This window comes from Agrobacterium sp. SUL3 (assembly GCF_001263295.1).
Classification (GTDB): domain Bacteria; phylum Pseudomonadota; class Alphaproteobacteria; order Rhizobiales; family Rhizobiaceae; genus Agrobacterium; species Agrobacterium tomkonis.
Genome location: NZ_KQ414510.1, coordinates 28,239 through 43,710, shown reverse-complemented (window position 1 = coordinate 43,710; position 15,472 = coordinate 28,239). Strand labels below are relative to the sequence as shown.

Here is a 15,472-nt window from a genome sequence, read left to right as displayed (position 1 = left end):
GATGAAGTCGCTCACCCTGCGCCGCCCTGATGACTGGCACCTGCACCTGCGTGATGGGGCAATGCTGGAAGGGGTGATCGGGGATACGAGCCGCCATTTTGCCCGTGCCATCATCATGCCGAACCTGGTGCCGCCGGTCGTTACCACGGCCGATGCACGCGCCTATCGCGAACGCATCGTCAAGGCGATCCCGGCGGGTGACCGTTTCGAACCGCTGATGACCCTCTATCTGACTGAGGACACGCAGGCCGACGATGTGGAAGAGGGCAAAAAAAGCGGCCTCATCACCGCCGTAAAGCTCTACCCGGCGGGTGCGACCACCAATTCTCATGGCGGTGTGCGCGATTTCAACAGGGCGATGCCGGTTCTGGAGCGCATGGCGAAGATTGGCCTGCCGCTCTGCGTGCATGGTGAGGTAACGACGCCGGAAGTCGATATTTTCGACCGCGAGAAGGTGTTCATCGATACGGTTCTGGAGCCGCTGCGCCAGCGCCTGCCGGAACTGAAGGTGACGATGGAGCACATCACCACCCGCGACGGTGTGGACTATATCAAGTCGTCCAAGGCCAATCTGGCTGGCTCCATCACTACTCACCATCTCATCATCAACCGCAACGCCATTCTGGTTGGCGGTATCAAGCCGCATTATTATTGCCTGCCCGTCGCCAAGCGCGAAGAACACCGGCTGGCGCTGCGGGCTGCCGCGACATCCGGCGATGCGCGCTTCTTCCTCGGCACGGATTCCGCTCCGCATGTGGACCCGCTGAAGGAATGCGCCTGCGGCTGCGCCGGCATCTATACCTCCATCAACACCATGAGCTGTCTCGCCCATGTCTTCGAGGACGAAAATGCCCTCGACAGGTTGGAAGCCTTCGCCTCGCTGAATGGTCCCGCCTGGTATGGTCTCGCACCGAATGAAGAGACGATCACGCTGGTCAAGCGTGATGAAGCGGTTTCCTTCCCCGAAAAGATCGAGACGGGCGCCGGGCCGGTGACGGTGTTTGACCCGATGTTCCCGCTCCACTGGGATGTAAGCTGATTTTTTAATGACCGCCGGCACTGCCGGCGGTTTTGTTATGGTCTTCAGGTATTCGCCTTAAATTCCGGCGCCGCCTGAGGATGCCTGCAACACTGAACCAAGACGTTGTGCTTTCCGAAAACCGATCCGGGTTTTCGGAGCGATAAACCAAGGCCGAAAAAGGAGAACGCCTATGAACCATTTCACATTCACCGACCGCACCGTCGTTGCGGAACTGGTTGCGAAGATGTTGTGGGAAATCAAGGCGGTCCATTTCAATTCCGAAAGCCCCTATACCTTCGCTTCCGGCATGAAGAGCCCTGTCTATATCGACATGCGCAAGCTCATCTCCTTCCCGCGCATTCGCTCCGCAGCCATGGATTTCGCGGCGGCGGCTGTCATGCGCGAGGCCGGTTTCGAGAAGTTCGACTGTGTCGCCGGTGGTGAAACGGCCGGCATTCCTTTCGCCGCTTTCCTTGCCGAGCGCCTTGGCCTGCCGATGATCTATTGCCGCAAGAAGCCGAAAGGCCATGGCCGCAACGCCCAGATCGAAGGCCATATGCCGGAAGGTGCCCGCGTTCTCGTCATCGAGGATCTGACGACGGCCGGTGGCTCGATGTTTACCTTCATCGACGCGATCCGAGCGGCGGGCGGCATCGTTGATCACGGTATCGCGCTCTTCTATTACGGCATCTTCGAAGAGGCGGAAGCGCGCTTCGCCAATGGCAATGTCAAGCTGCATTATCTGACGACCTGGCGCGATGTTCTGGCTGTCGCACGGGCTGAAAAACTGTTCGATGAAAAGACGCTGTCGGGGGTTGAAGCCTTCCTCGACAATCCGCTGCCCTGGTCTGCGAAGCACGGCGGCGTCAGCGAATTGCCGCAATCGTGATTTCGGATGCGGCCAGCCGGCTTGTGGCTGGCCTTCCGATCGATCTTCGTCTAAATCGATTTAAGTTCATTTGATTTGCTGTTTTGAGGAGGACCGTAATGATCCTGTGTTGTGGTGAAGCCCTGATCGACATGCTGCCCCGGCAGACGACGCTGGGTGAGGCGGGTTTTGCCCCCTATGCCGGCGGAGCGGTCTTCAACACGGCGATTGCGCTGGGGCGTCTCGGCGTCCCCTCCGCCTTTTTCACCGGTCTTTCCGATGACATGATGGGCGATATCCTGCGGGAAACCCTGCGCGCCAGCAAGGTGGATTTCAGCTATTGCGCCACCCTTTCGCGCCCGACGACCATCGCCTTCGTCAAGCTGGTGGATGGCCATGCGACTTACGCTTTTTACGACGAGAATACCGCTGGCCGGATGATCACCGAAGCCGAGCTTCCGGCATTGGGCGCCGATTGCGAGGCGCTGCATTTCGGCGCGATCAGCCTCATCCCGGAGCCTTGCGGCAGCACCTATGAAGCCCTGATGACGCGCGAGCATAAAAGCCGCGTCATCTCGCTTGATCCGAATATCCGCCCCGGTTTCATCAAGGACAAGCAGTCGCATATGGCCCGCATCCGCCGCATGGCCGCCATGTCGGATATCGTCAAATTCTCGGATGAGGACCTCGCCTGGTTCGGTCTGGAAGGTGACGAGGATACGCTTGCCCGCCACTGGCTGCATCATGGCGCGAAACTGGTTGTCATCACCCGCGGTGCCAAGGGCGCTGTGGGTTATACCGCCAATCTCAAGGTGGAAGTGGCCTCCGAGCGGGTCGAAGTCGTCGACACCGTCGGCGCGGGCGACACTTTTGACGCGGGCATCCTCGCTTCGCTTAAAATGCAGGGCCTTCTGACGAAGGCGCAGGTTGCCGCGCTCAATGAAGAGCAGATCAGGAAAGCTTTGGCGTTAGGTGCAAAAGCCGCTGCGGTCACTGTCTCGCGGGCTGGCGCAAATCCGCCTTTTGCGCATGAAATCGGGCTTTGAGCATCGCTGTCTAACGCTTGATCTGTGTCTGGAATATTGTGGTTCTGAGGACAGGGGCGTATTCTCGTCCCAATTTGCATCGCCACGGATGAGACTATGGCTCCGTTGACCCCACCACCCAGGATCAGGCTTTCGCGGTTGCGGGATATCGGTTGGTCTGTGTGGGACCCCATCGGCCTGTTGCCGGCGGGAGAAAACTGGAACGATCCCGATAACCTGTGTTTTGCGGATGAATACGACAATTACCTGATTGCGGCCGCAGGCCAATTGCGCAGAGGTATCGCTGTCGCTGAAGTCACCGATTATCTGGTGGGAATCGAGGCCGAAGATATGGCCCTTGGTGAAACGCCCGGATGCCGCGAAAGAGCATTGGCGGTTGTAGCCGCAATCAATGCGGACCCGCAGCTTTGGACCTTGCCCGAAGGTCAGGATGTTGCTGTTTGAGGCGGGGCATTTTCGGCACAGCCGCTGTGCGCGCGGTCAATGCCCTAAAAAGCCGGTATTCGAAGATCAAAAACCTTGTGTCCGCCGGTTTTTCGCGAAACAAGCGTCGCATGAGTGTTCCCAATATCCATCCTTTCGATTTCGATCCCAGCTACGGCATGAAGCGCGAACAGCTGCTGGCCATCACCCCGCCCGAAGCGCCGCCGGGCTTCGATGACTTCTGGCAGAAGCGCTATCGCCGCGCGCTCGCTACGGATCCGCGGCCAGTGCTGCGCAAGAGCAGGCTCAGCCATCCGCGCTGGCATGTCCTCGATGTCATCTACACCTCCACCGGCGGCTTCCGCATCGGTGGTTGGATGCTTCTTCCGCGCGAAGGCCTGGTGCGCCGGGGCCTCGTGGTCGGCCATGGTTATGGTGGGCGCTCCGAGCCTGATTTCGAAGTGCCGGTGGAAGAAACGGCTGTGCTGTTTCCCTGTTTTCGCGGGCTCGCGCTAAGCGCCTGTCCGCCGATTTCTTCGGAATCGGCGCTTCATGTTCTCTACAATATCGACAGGAAAGACGATTACATCATCGGCGGCTGCGTCGATGATCTGTGGGTCGCGGTTTCGACGCTCATGACCCTTTACCCCTGGCTGGAAGGGCAGGTCGGGTATAGCGGCATCAGTTTCGGCGGTGGCATCGGAGCGCTGGCAATACCGTTTGATGAGCGCATCGACCGTGGCCATCTGGTGGTGCCGACATTCGGACATAGGCCGTTCTGGCTGACATTGCCCACCGTTGGCAGTGCGAATTCGGTTCAGTCATACCAGAAGGGCCATCCGAATGTGCTTGAGACCTTGCGCTTCTTCGATGCCGCCTGTGCCGCCGCCCGCATAAAAGTGCCGATGCTGGTTGCGCCGGCACTTTTCGATCCATCGGTGGCGCCGCCCTGCCAGTTCGCAGTGGCCAATGCGCTGCCGCACTCAAAATTTAATGAAATCTTCATCCTCGACGCCGGGCATTTCGATTACCCTGACAGCGCATCGCAAGATGCGGTCCACAAGGACAAGGTCAGACGGTTTTTCAAGGTGCCATGAAACGCGAATATCTCCGTTGGTATAGTCACAGGCTCCATCGCGACATGGAGCTCCTGATATTCGGTCATGCCGGCGCCAAGGTGCTGATGTTTCCCACCCGGGACGGGCGCTTCTTCGAATATGAAGAACTGGGGCTTGTCGGTAGCCTGGCCGACAAGCTGGAGGCAGGACATCTCCAGCTATATTGCATTGAGGGGTTGGCCACAGAGACCTTTTATGCGGCCCATCACCATCCGGCCGACCGCATCCGCCGCCATTCAGCCTTCGAGAACTATATTCTCAGCGAAGTACTGCCGCTGATGGCCGAGAAAAATTCCCATACCGATACCATCGTGCATGGCTGCAGCCTCGGTGCGTTTCAGGCCGCCAGCCTGGTTTTTCGCCACCCGCATCTGTTTCGCAAACTCGTCGCCTTTTCCGGCCGTTATGACCTGACAATGAAGGTGGAATCCTTCGGCGATCTGTTCGATGGCTACTACGATGATGACGTCTATTTCCACATGCCAAGCCATTTCCTGCCGGGTCTTGCCTGCCCGCAGCGGCTCGAACACCTGCGCCGCATCGACATGGTTTTCACCATCGGTGATGCGGACCCGTTTTTGGACAACAATCATCATCTGAGCCGGGTTCTATCAGACAAGCAGGTGGGCCATCAGATGCATGTCTGGGAGGGCCGCGCCCATCGAGCGGGTGCATGGCGCAAGATGGCGGCGCTTTATATTTAAGGCCGCTGCATTAAAAAAGCCGGAAGTGTCCTTCCGGCTTTCCTGAGATCGAGGGTACGCGGTTTTTACCCAGCCAGGCCCGCCAGCGCCTTTACCAGCCCCTGTGTAGAGCTGTCATGGCCGGCGGCGCTTTCCTTGCCTTCCACGACGGGCAGCAGGCCGGTTGCCAGTTCCTTGCCAAGCTCCACGCCCCACTGGTCGAAGGAGTTGATGCGGAACAGCACGCCTTCCACAAAGACGCGGTGCTCATAAAGCGCGATCAGGCGGCCAAGCGCGAAAGGCGTCAACTTGTCATAGACGAAGGTGATCGAAGGGCGGTTGCCGGTGAAGACGCGGTGCGGGGCGATGAAGTCGGCAAGTTTGTCTTCCATGCCCTTGGAGGTGAGCTGGGCTTTCGCCTCAGCCAGCGTCCGTCCCTTCATCAGCGCTTCCGATTGCGCCAGGCAATTGGCGATGAGGAGCTGGTGCTGATGGCGCAGTTCGGGCTCAAAACCGTTGGCGGCGATCATGAATTCCGCCGGAATGACGCTCGTGCCCTGATGGATCAGCTGGTAGAAGGCGTGCTGGCCGTTGGTGCCGGGTTCGCCCCAGACAACGGGGCCGGACTGGCCTTCGACGGGTGTGCCGTCGATGGTAACGCCCTTGCCGTTCGATTCCATGTCGAGCTGCTGGAGATAGGCGGGGAAGCGCGACAGCCGCTGGTCATAGGGCAGGATCGCCCGCGTCGGATAGTTCAGCACGTTACGGTTATAGAAGCCGATGAGGCCGAGCAGCATCGGCAGGTTTTCGCGGATCGGCGCCTCGCGGAAGTGCTTGTCCATCGCATGTGCACCATCCAGGAACTTGCCGAAATTATCCGGCCCGATGGCGAGCATCAGCGGCAGGCCGATGGCGGACCAGATCGAATAACGGCCACCCACCCAGTCCCAGAAACCGAAGATGCGGTCGCTTTCGATGCCGAAGGCGGCAACCTTGTCCAGTGCGGTGGAAACGGCGGCGAAGTGGTGCTTTACGGCCTCCTCGCCCAGCTTCTCGGCGATGAAGCGGCGCGCGGTGGCGGCATTCGTCATCGTTTCGATGGTGGTGAAGGTCTTCGACGCGATGATGAAGAGCGAGGTTTCCGGATCGAGCAGCTTCAGCGTATCGGCAATATGTGCGCCGTCAATATTGGAAACGAAATGCGCCCGCGGCCCGTCATGGAAAGGCGCAAGCGCGAGCGTTGCCATGACAGGGCCGAGATCGGAGCCGCCAATGCCGATATTGACGACGTCGGTGATCTTCTTTCCGGTCGCACCTTTCAGGGAACCGGAACGGATCGCATCGGCAAACTTGCCCATGGCCGCCAGAACGCCGTTCACATCAGGCATCACGTCCTTGCCGTCAACGAGAACGGCAGTGTTGGAGCGGTTGCGCAGCGCGGTATGCAGCACGGCACGGTCTTCGGTGAAGTTGATGGCCTTGCCGGAGAACATCTCCTCGCGCTTGGCTTCGACGCCGCCTTCGCGCGCCAGCTGTTCGAGAAGCGTCACGATCTCTTCGTTGACGGCGCATTTGGAGTAATCCATCAGCAGGTCATCGAATTTTACGCTGAAACGGCTGAATCTCTTGTCGTCGGCCGCAAACGCGGCGCGAAGATCGGTTGCGGCTGTGCTGCTTGCCGTTGCTTTGAGTTTTTCGATGGTGGCCTGCATCATGTGCTCCTCGGCTTCCGTGGAAGGATGAGGAAACTATTCTTTTTCAGGCGGCCAAATCAAGGCGACTTTGATAAAAGAAAAGCGCCGGGATAAAAGAAAAGAGCCGGTCGCCCGGCTCTCGTCATTCGCTTCAAGCGCTCAATTCAGATTGCGCAATTCGCGCCGCAAAATCTTGCCGACATTGGATTTCGGCAGCTCGGTGCGGAACTCGATGATCTTTGGCCGCTTGTAGTTTGTCAGGTTCTTGGCGCAGAAGGCCTTGAGTTCGGCTTCCGTCAACGACTGATCCTTCTTGACGACGAAAAGTTTGACGGTTTCGCCGGAATGTTCGTCCGGAACGCCGATTGCGGCGCATTCCAGGACGCCGGGATGGCTGGCGGCCACTTCTTCCACCTCGTTCGGATAGACATTGAAACCGGAGACGAGGATCATGTCCTTCTTGCGGTCGACGATCTTGGTGTAACCGCGCTCGTCCATGAAACCCATGTCGCCGGAGCGGAAGAAACCGTCGGCGGTCATGGCTTTTGCCGTTTCATCGGGCCGTTGCCAATAACCGGCCATGACCTGCGGGCCGCGAATGCAAATCTCGCCAACTTCACCCACAGGCAAACGGTTGCCATCGTCATCGCGAATGTCGATCTCCGTCGATGACAGCGGCAGACCGATGGTGCCGCTGAACTCGGTAGAATCGAGGCGATTGACGGTTGCGACGGGCGACGTCTCGGAAAGACCGTAGCCCTCCGCAATCGGGCAGCCGACAATCGAAAGCCAGCGTTCCGCGACCGGCCTCTGCACCGCCATGCCGCCGCCGAGAACGAGGATGAGCGATGAGAGGTCGAGCTTGCGGAAATCCTCATTGTTCATCAGCGCGTTGAAAAGCGTGTTGATGCCGGGGAAGATATGCGGCTGGTAATGCGACAGTTCCTTGACGAAGCCGGGAATGTCACGCGGATTGGCGATCAGCAGATTGTGGCCGCCGAGCGCAATGCCCATCAGCGAATTCACCGTCAGCGCGAAAATGTGGCAGAGCGGCAGCGCGCAGATGAAGTTGAGAACTTCGGGACGATCCTTGCGGCTGCTGAAGGCGGCGTCCAGCCACAGGCTGATCTGCGCCTTGTTGGCCAGAAGATTGGCATGGGTAAGGATCGCGCCTTTGGAGATGCCCGTCGTACCGCCGGTATATTGCAGGAAGGCGATATCCTGAGCCGTGAGGCCGACGGACTTCAGGGAAAATCCCTGACCTTCCTTCAGCACCGCCTTGAAGCTGATCGAGCCGGGGATCGCATAGGCGGGCACAAGCTTTTTCACCTTGCGAACGACAAGATTGACGATATGTCCCTTGAAGCCGAGAAGATCACCCATGGCGGCGACGACCACATGCCGTACGGCGGTTTTCGGCACCGCCTGCTGCGCCACATGGGCGAAGTTTTCGAGCACGAACAGCGCCTTTGCGCCGGAGTCCTTCAGCTGGTGTTCCAGTTCGCGCGGTGTGTAGAGCGGATTGACGTTGACCACGATCATGCCCGCCCGCAGGATTCCATAAACCGCAACAGGGTTCTGCAGGATGTTCGGCATCATCACCGCAACCCGGTCACCTTTTTCCAGTCCTCTGGATTGCAGCCAAGCGGCCACGGCGCGGGTTTGAGCATCCAGCTCCCGATAGGTCAGCGATTTCCCCATGCTGGAAAAGGCTTTGCGGTCGGCAAATTGCACGCAGCTCTTTTCAAGAAGGTCTACAAGCGAGGCGTTGGCCGATACGGGGATCTCGGAAGGGACGCCCGGCGGATAGGACGACAGCCAACGCTTCTCTACGCTGACATTTCCCGGCTGTCCCAGGCACAATTCACTCATGCTTCTCCTCCCAGAGTCTTTTTCGCGCCGTGCATTCGGTGGAATGCATGAAGGGCGCTTTAGGCTTCGTGATGATCATGAAGCTCCCGCAACCAGCCGGCATATCGGCGAGATAGAAGGAACCACATGTGCGCCACCGGATCGACCGCTCCTCCCGCTCCCCGGTGACGAATGATAGACGCGGAATCCCCTGACGTCCATCGTATCGGTGAAGCCTATTTAACTCTAACGTAAACGTCAATATTGCTGTCGCACATCTCGCGTCCTCGTGAATGGAAACGGAGTCATGTGCGATTTTTTGACTTTAATCCTGATTTGAGCGATCAACATAATTCGCAAAGCAGGGCAGGATTGGAAATGGCAGGCAGCGCAGCGCTTGAACTGAAATCGGTTGGGAAAAGATTCGGTGATACGGATGTCTTGTCCGATATCGACCTGTCCGTCGAACGCGGCGAAATTATTTGTCTGGTTGGACGGTCGGGCTGTGGAAAATCGACCTTGCTGCGCATCGTTGCGGGTGTGGAGACGCCAGACCGCGGTAGCGTTTCCCTTAATGGTTCGGCCGTTGCCGACTCGGCTGTTTTCGTTGAGCCGGAAAAGCGCAATATCGGTTTTGTCTTTCAGGATTATGCGCTGTTCCCGCATCTCACCGTCGAGCAGAATGTCATGTTCGGTCTCAGAACCCTGGCTAAGGCCGAGGCCCGCCGCCGTGCGATGGAGATGATCGAGCACGTGCATCTGCAAGAGCTGGCCAAGCGTTATCCGCATACGCTTTCGGGCGGTGAACAGCAGCGCGTGGCGCTTGCCCGTGCGCTCGCCCCGCAGCCCGGTCTGTTGCTGATGGATGAGCCTTTCTCCAATCTGGACAGAGGTTTGCGCGACAATGTCCGCGAAGAGACGCTTGGTCTTCTGCGGCAATTGGGGACGACGGCGATCATGGTCACCCATGATCCGGAAGAGGCGTTGTCCGCAGGCGACCGCGTGGTTCTGATGCAGCGCGGGCGCATCGTGCAGAGCGGCACGGGTTATGAAATCCACGACAATCCCAAAACCCGCTATGCCGCCGATTTTTTCTGCGCCTTCAACAAGATCGAAGGCCGGGTAAGGCAGGGGCGCGTTGAAACACCGCTCGGGCTGCTGGGTGATGCCTCCGATCTGCCCGATGGCCTTGCAGCGGTTGCCTATGTTCGACCCAACGCGATTTCGATTATCGAGGACAACACAGCGAAAGACGGGATCGCCGGCGAAATATTGAGCCGCGTTTTCCTCGGTGAGATCGAACAGCTCGGCATCGCCGTACCCGGGCTGCCGGGAGACTTGCGTGTCCGCACGATGCAGCGCACACCCGCCAAGACCAAGGCAGTACGTTTCGGTATCGACCCCAAGGGTGTCCTGATATTTACTTGAGGTTGAATGAGTGGATTTGCATGTAAATTTCAGCATCCTTTTCAACTCTTGGTGATCAAACTCGTCAGAAAACAGCGAAATAAAACTTGATTTGATCCATCATGTATGATGTCTGCTGCCTCTATATTGCCGCCATCGAAGAGGGAGACGACCATGACGAAATTTACCAGATTTGCCCTGCTTGCCAGCACTGTTGCTTTTGCAGCCGGGTCAGCCAGCGCCGCGGAACTCAACATCTACACCACCAGAGAGCCGGGCCTGATCCAGCCCCTGCTGGAATCCTTCACCGCGTCGAGCGGCGTCAAGGTCAACACCGTGTTCCTGAAAGATGGTCTGGCTGAGCGCGTTCTGAGCGAGGGCGCAAGCTCGCCTGCCGACGTTCTGATGACCGTGGATGCCGGCAACCTCGTTGATCTCGCAGAAAAGGGCGTTACCCAGGCGGTTGAGTCCGAAACCCTGACCAAGGCAGTCCCGGCCGAACTTCGTGATGCCAAGGGTCACTGGTTTGCGCTTTCCATGCGCGCCCGCGTTCTTTATGCGGCGAAGGATCTCGACCTTGCTTCCTTCAACTATGAAGATCTGGCGGATGCCAAGTGGAAGGGCAAGGTCTGCATTCGCGCTGGCCAGCACCCCTACAACACGGCACTGTTTGCCGATTACATCGCTCATTATGGCGCTGCCGACACTGAAAAGTGGCTTGCTGGCGTCAAGGAAAACCTGGCCCGCAAGGCAGGCGGCGGTGACCGTGACGTTGCCAAGGACATCCTCGGCGGCATTTGCGATATCGGTATCGCCAACTCCTACTACGTCGGCCTGATGCGCTCGGGCAAGGGCGGCGAAGAGCAGGTCAAGTGGGGCGACGCCATCAAGGTGGTTCTGCCGACCTTCAAGAATGGTGGCACGCAGGTCAACATTACCGGTGCGGCCGTGGCCAAGAATGCGCCCAACAAGGCTGAAGCCGTCAAGCTTCTGGAATATCTCGTTTCCGACGAAGCCCAGAAGATCTATGCCGAAGCCAACTACGAATATCCGGTCAAGCAGGGCGCGGGTCTCAACGAGATCGTCGCTTCCTTCGGTGACCTGAAGATCGACAGCAAGCCGCTGACGGAGATCGTGTCGCATCGCAAGCAGGCGAGCGAGCTGGTCGACAAGGTCGGTTTCGACAAGTAAAGGCCAATTGGTAACAACAAGGTGGAAGGCGCTCGCACCCGCGGGCGCCTTTCCCTGTATTTTCAAGAAGCTCATGAATCCAGACGCCGCTCAGCCATTGACGTCCCGCGCAAGACCAAGGGTTTCATCCGCCTTCTGGTGGCTGTTCCTGTCCATGATGGCGGTCTGCGGCGCGATGGTGCCGGTTGTTGCGCTCGTCTCCCAGGCTTTGCAGGGTTCGGCAGGCCTGTGGGAGCATCTCGGCTCCACCGTTCTTTTGACGGCCTTGCCGGATACGGTCATCCTTCTCGCCGGTGTCGGCTTGCTGGCTGGTATCATTGGAACCTGTTCGGCCTGGCTGGTCACTGCTTATGATTTTCCCGGTCGCAGGATATTGGAGTGGGCGCTGCTGCTGCCGCTGGCGATGCCAACCTATATTGTTGCCTATGCCTATCTGGATATTCTGCATCCGATCGGGCCAGTGCAGGGCATAATCCGCTTTCTGCTCGGTTATTCCAGCCCGCGTGAATTCCGTCTGCCGGACATAAGATCGATGACGGGCTGCATCATTTTGCTCGGCTTTGTGCTGTTTCCCTATGTTTATATTCCCGTCCGCGCCATGTTCCTGACGCAGGCTGGCAATCTGCTGGAGGCCGCCCGCACGCTTGGCGTTTCCAGACAGAGGGCTTTTTTAAAGGTCGCAGTGCCGCTGGCGCGGCCGGCGATCGCGGTCGGCGTCAGCCTTGCCCTTATGGAAGCGCTGAACGATATCGGCGCCTCGGAATTTCTGGGCGTCCGCACCCTCACAGTTTCGGTCTATACGACCTGGGTCACGAAATCCGATCTGCCCGGTGCGGCGCAGATCGCGCTCTCCATGCTGTTCATCGTCGTTGCCCTCGTGGCGTTTGAACGCTGGGCGCGGCGCAAGCAGCGTTATTCGGTTTCCGCGCAGAAAAGCCGGGAACTGGAGCCGGTGCGCCTTACCGGCCTCAAGGCCTGCGGTGCTTTTACACTCGGCAGCCTGCCGGTCCTGATCGGTTTCGTCGCGCCAGCGAGCTATCTCGTCATCGAGGCATGGAAACGGTTCCGCTTCAGCGGCCTGTCTGCCCGCTTCACCGAGGAGGCGTTGAACACCATCGTCTTTGCCGGATTGGCGACGTTGATCACCCTTATTCTCGGCCTTGCGGTTGCTTACGCGATGCGCCTTGCTCCGGGGCGTCTCTCGCTTTGGTCCTATCGTCTTTCCACGGTGGGATATGCAGCTCCCGGCACGGTCATTGCTATTGGCGTGCTGATCGCGCTCGGTGGTTTCGACCGGTTTGTTGACCAGACCATGCGTGACTGGTTTGGCATATCCACCGGCCTCATTTTTATCGGCAGCGGTGCAGCCCTGATCTATGCCTATTCGGCGCGTTTCCTCACCATTGCAGCCGGCGGCGTCGATGCCGGCCTGAGCCGTATCCCGCAATCTTTTGATCACGCTTCACGAACACTCGGGCGATCCGCAACCCAGACATTCCGCCAGATCCACTTACCGCTCTCGAAGGCATCGCTTGCGGCAGCGGCGTTGCTGATCTTCGTGGACTGCGTCAAGGAACTCCCCGCCACGCTTTTGTTGCGGCCGCTCAATTTCGAGACCTTCGCGACCCATCTCTACGGCGAAGCAGCGCGCGGCACCTATGAGGAGGCGGCAATCGCCGCACTGGCGATTGTCGTCATCGGCATCCTTCCCGTCATGCAGCTTGCGAGGATCGGCCGGCGCAAAGGTTGATGGCTGGGTCTCGTCCCATAAAATGACGGGCATAAAACAGTGCGAGAGGCCAATAAGCTTCAAATCCTCCCGGAAAACGACAAGCATCCCGCCTTAATCCTGATGTAAATACTCAGCTTAATTGAAGTGCTGCGGTCTGCCGGCTATGATCGTCGGCCGCGATCTGTTTCGGGGCATATCTTGAAAAATTTGCATGGGATGTTTTTGAGCCGTCTGGCTTTGGGAACGGCTGCCGTTGTTTTGATGGCGCCGGTGATGGGCCACGCACAGGAAACGACCGTTCTGCGGGAAATCACCGTCGAAGGGCAGGGCGCGGAAAATGCCACGGGCCCGGTCCGTGGCTATGTCGCGAAGAAAAGCGCGACCGGCTCGAAAACCGACACGGAAACGAAAGACATTCCGCAATCCGTATCCGTCGTCGGTCGCAAGGAAATGAATGACCGTGGCGCCGTGACCAAAATCGACGAGGTGCTGCGCTACACGCCCGGTGTGACGGCGGAGCCCTTCGGCACCGACCCGGATACCGACTGGTTTTACATTCGCGGTTTTCAGGCCACCCAGACCGGCGTGTTCCTCGATGGGCTGAACCTGTTCAGTTATGGTTTCGGCGGTTTCCAGATGGATGCCTATGGTCTGGAACGGGTGGAAGTCCTTAAAGGGCCCGCTTCGGTGCTGTATGGCGGCGCCAATCCCGGCGGTATCGTGCAACTGGTCCGCAAGCAAACTCAGGATACGCCGGTTCGTGAAACGGAAATCGGCATCAACAATTTCGGCAATGCCTTTTTCGGTTTCGATGTCGGCGACAAGGTGGATGGTGAGGGCGTATGGAAATACCGCGTCACCGGCAAGGTTTCCGGCGGCGATAATTACACCGATTACTCGGAGGATCTGCGCGGCTTCATCATGCCGCAGATCACCTTCGAGCCGGATGCGCAGACAAGTGCCACGCTCTACGGATATTTCTCGGCGCTGGATCAGGTGCATGTCGGCAATGGCTTCCTGCCCTATGTCGGTACCGTTGTCGATGCGCCATTCGGCAAGCTCGACCGCAAGGCCTTTTATGGCGAACCGGATATCGACAATGGCCGTGTCTACCAGTCGATGGTGGGTTATGAAGTCAGCCATGAATTCGACAATGGCTGGAAGATCAGCCAGAACGCCCGTTATGGCCATCTCTATAAGCACGAGACCGGACCCTATCCGGGCGGTTGGGCCAATGCCGACGCTAACGGCCAGCCGATCCTCGATGCCACCACCAACGACTATATGTTGACCCGCTTCGGTTACGACGGCCTGTCGAAAGCGGATAGTTTCGGCGTTGACAACCGCATTGAAGGACAGTTCGAAACCGGCGCGGTCAGCCATTCGCTGCTCGTTGGTCTCGATTATAAATATTACAGGCTGGATCAGGTGCAGGCTTGCTGCGGATCGAATGCGATCGGCGCGCTCAAGCCGATCTATGGTTCGACGCAGGGTACGAATTTCGTTTATGCCGACAATGTCGTTACCCAGCAGCAGATCGGCATCTACGCTCAGGACCAGCTGCGTTTCGGCGATGGCTGGCTGGTGACGCTCAACGGCCGATACGATTATGTCGATACGGAGCTGAACAACAGGCTGCCGGCAGGCGCTTCCTTCCGCTCGCATGACGGTGCGCTGAGCGGCCGCGCCGGCCTCGCCTATGAATTCGACAATGGCCTGACGCCCTACGTCTCGGCGGCCACCTTCTTCAATCCGCTGATCGATACGCTTGCGGATGGCACCCCCGCTTCGCCGGAGGAAGGGCACCAGTTCGAGGCCGGCGTCAAATACGAACCGACCTTCTTTGATGGCAGCATCACTGCCTCCGTCTTCAAGTTGGTCAAGGACAATGCAATCGTGTCCTATACGGCCGGCGGTGTGACCACGAGCGGGCAGTTCGGACAGGTGGAATCCACCGGCTTCGAGCTGGAAGCCAAGGCCAATCTTTCCGACAACTGGAAGGCGCTTGCCTCCTATTCCTATACCGATCTTGAGATTACCCGCGACGCCAACCCCAACCTGATCGGCAAATCGCCCTGGATCGTGCCCACCAACACCGCGTCCCTTTGGGTGGATTATGCCTTCACCGATGATACGTTTGAAGGCCTCAGCATCGGCGGCGGTGTGCGCTATCAGGGTAAATCCTGGGCTGATGCGGCAAATACGCTGCGCGTTCCAGATGCGGCGGTCTTCGATGCCGCGATACGTTACGAGAAGAACGACTGGACGGCATCCGTCAACGTCGCGAATGTCTTCGACAAGGAATATGTCAAGAGCTGCGCCGGCGTCTCGGTTTGTGGCTGGGGTAATAGCCGCACCATCACCTTCAAGCTTGCAAAGAAGTGGTAAGGTTTGGCAGCAGGCCAGCAGTTGCGGGAAATATAGTTTGCCTCTATAAA

General features: G+C 58.4%; 12 protein-coding genes. 10 read left to right on the top strand and 2 right to left on the bottom strand.

Features of this window, described 5'->3' with window-relative positions:
• Position 1 precedes the first annotated feature (1 nt).
• From pyrC to AKG12_RS20660, 6 genes are all read left to right on the top strand, one after another.
• Positions 2–1,039 carry a dihydroorotase gene (gene pyrC, locus AKG12_RS20685; protein ID WP_046799377.1) on the top strand — a complete coding sequence of 346 codons (1,038 nt, stop codon included), beginning with the start codon at positions 2–4 and terminating at the stop codon, positions 1,037–1,039.
• Between the two features lie 172 nt (positions 1,040–1,211).
• Positions 1,212–1,910 carry an orotate phosphoribosyltransferase gene (locus tag AKG12_RS20680; RefSeq protein WP_006310650.1) on the top strand — a complete coding sequence of 233 codons (699 nt, stop codon included), beginning with the start codon at positions 1,212–1,214 and terminating at the stop codon, positions 1,908–1,910.
• A gap of 98 nt (positions 1,911–2,008) precedes the next feature.
• Entirely contained in the window at positions 2,009–2,935 is a 927-nt protein-coding gene (locus tag AKG12_RS20675; RefSeq protein WP_052820262.1) for a carbohydrate kinase family protein, read from the top strand.
• A 96-nt stretch (positions 2,936–3,031) separates the two neighbouring features.
• Positions 3,032–3,379 carry a hypothetical protein gene (locus AKG12_RS20670; protein WP_052820261.1) on the top strand — a complete coding sequence of 116 codons (348 nt, stop codon included), beginning with the start codon at positions 3,032–3,034 and terminating at the stop codon, positions 3,377–3,379.
• 110 nt (positions 3,380–3,489) lie between these two features.
• The gene (locus AKG12_RS20665) at positions 3,490–4,455 is read left to right on the top strand and encodes an acetylxylan esterase (protein WP_052820307.1); all 966 of its coding nucleotides are present in this window, start codon (positions 3,490–3,492) and stop codon (positions 4,453–4,455) included.
• On the top strand, positions 4,452–5,180 hold the full coding sequence (locus tag AKG12_RS20660) for an esterase family protein (RefSeq protein ID WP_052820260.1): 729 nt from the start codon (positions 4,452–4,454) through the stop codon (positions 5,178–5,180). The genes AKG12_RS20665 and AKG12_RS20660 overlap by 4 nt, the downstream gene beginning before the upstream one ends.
• A 65-nt stretch (positions 5,181–5,245) precedes the next feature.
• Here AKG12_RS20660 and pgi read toward each other — a convergent pair whose 3' ends face one another.
• Both pgi and AKG12_RS20650 read right to left on the bottom strand, forming a co-directional pair.
• Positions 5,246–6,871 (bottom strand): glucose-6-phosphate isomerase, encoded by a 1,626-nt coding sequence (gene pgi / locus AKG12_RS20655; RefSeq protein WP_052820306.1) that lies wholly within the window; start codon positions 6,869–6,871, stop codon positions 5,246–5,248.
• A 141-nt stretch (positions 6,872–7,012) separates the two neighbouring features.
• Entirely contained in the window at positions 7,013–8,725 is a 1,713-nt protein-coding gene (locus AKG12_RS20650) for a long-chain fatty acid--CoA ligase (RefSeq protein WP_052820259.1), read from the bottom strand.
• A 357-nt stretch (positions 8,726–9,082) separates the two neighbouring features.
• Between AKG12_RS20650 and AKG12_RS20645 the strand changes: the two genes are divergently transcribed.
• The 4 genes from AKG12_RS20645 to AKG12_RS20630 all read left to right on the top strand — a co-directional run bounded on the left by AKG12_RS20645 (position 9,083) and on the right by AKG12_RS20630 (position 15,422).
• Entirely contained in the window at positions 9,083–10,132 is a 1,050-nt protein-coding gene (locus tag AKG12_RS20645) for an ABC transporter ATP-binding protein (RefSeq protein ID WP_046799382.1), read from the top strand.
• 153 nt (positions 10,133–10,285) lie between these two features.
• The gene (locus AKG12_RS20640; RefSeq protein WP_046799383.1) at positions 10,286–11,302 is read left to right on the top strand and encodes an extracellular solute-binding protein; all 1,017 of its coding nucleotides are present in this window, start codon (positions 10,286–10,288) and stop codon (positions 11,300–11,302) included.
• Positions 11,303–11,375: 73 nt separating this feature from the next.
• Positions 11,376–13,052, top strand: coding sequence for an ABC transporter permease (locus AKG12_RS20635; protein WP_052820258.1), 1,677 nt, complete (start codon positions 11,376–11,378; stop codon positions 13,050–13,052).
• Between the two features lie 180 nt (positions 13,053–13,232).
• A complete protein-coding gene (locus AKG12_RS20630) occupies positions 13,233–15,422 on the top strand; it encodes a TonB-dependent siderophore receptor (protein ID WP_082178979.1) in 2,190 nt (729 codons plus the stop codon).
• Positions 15,423–15,472: the final 50 nt, after the last annotated feature.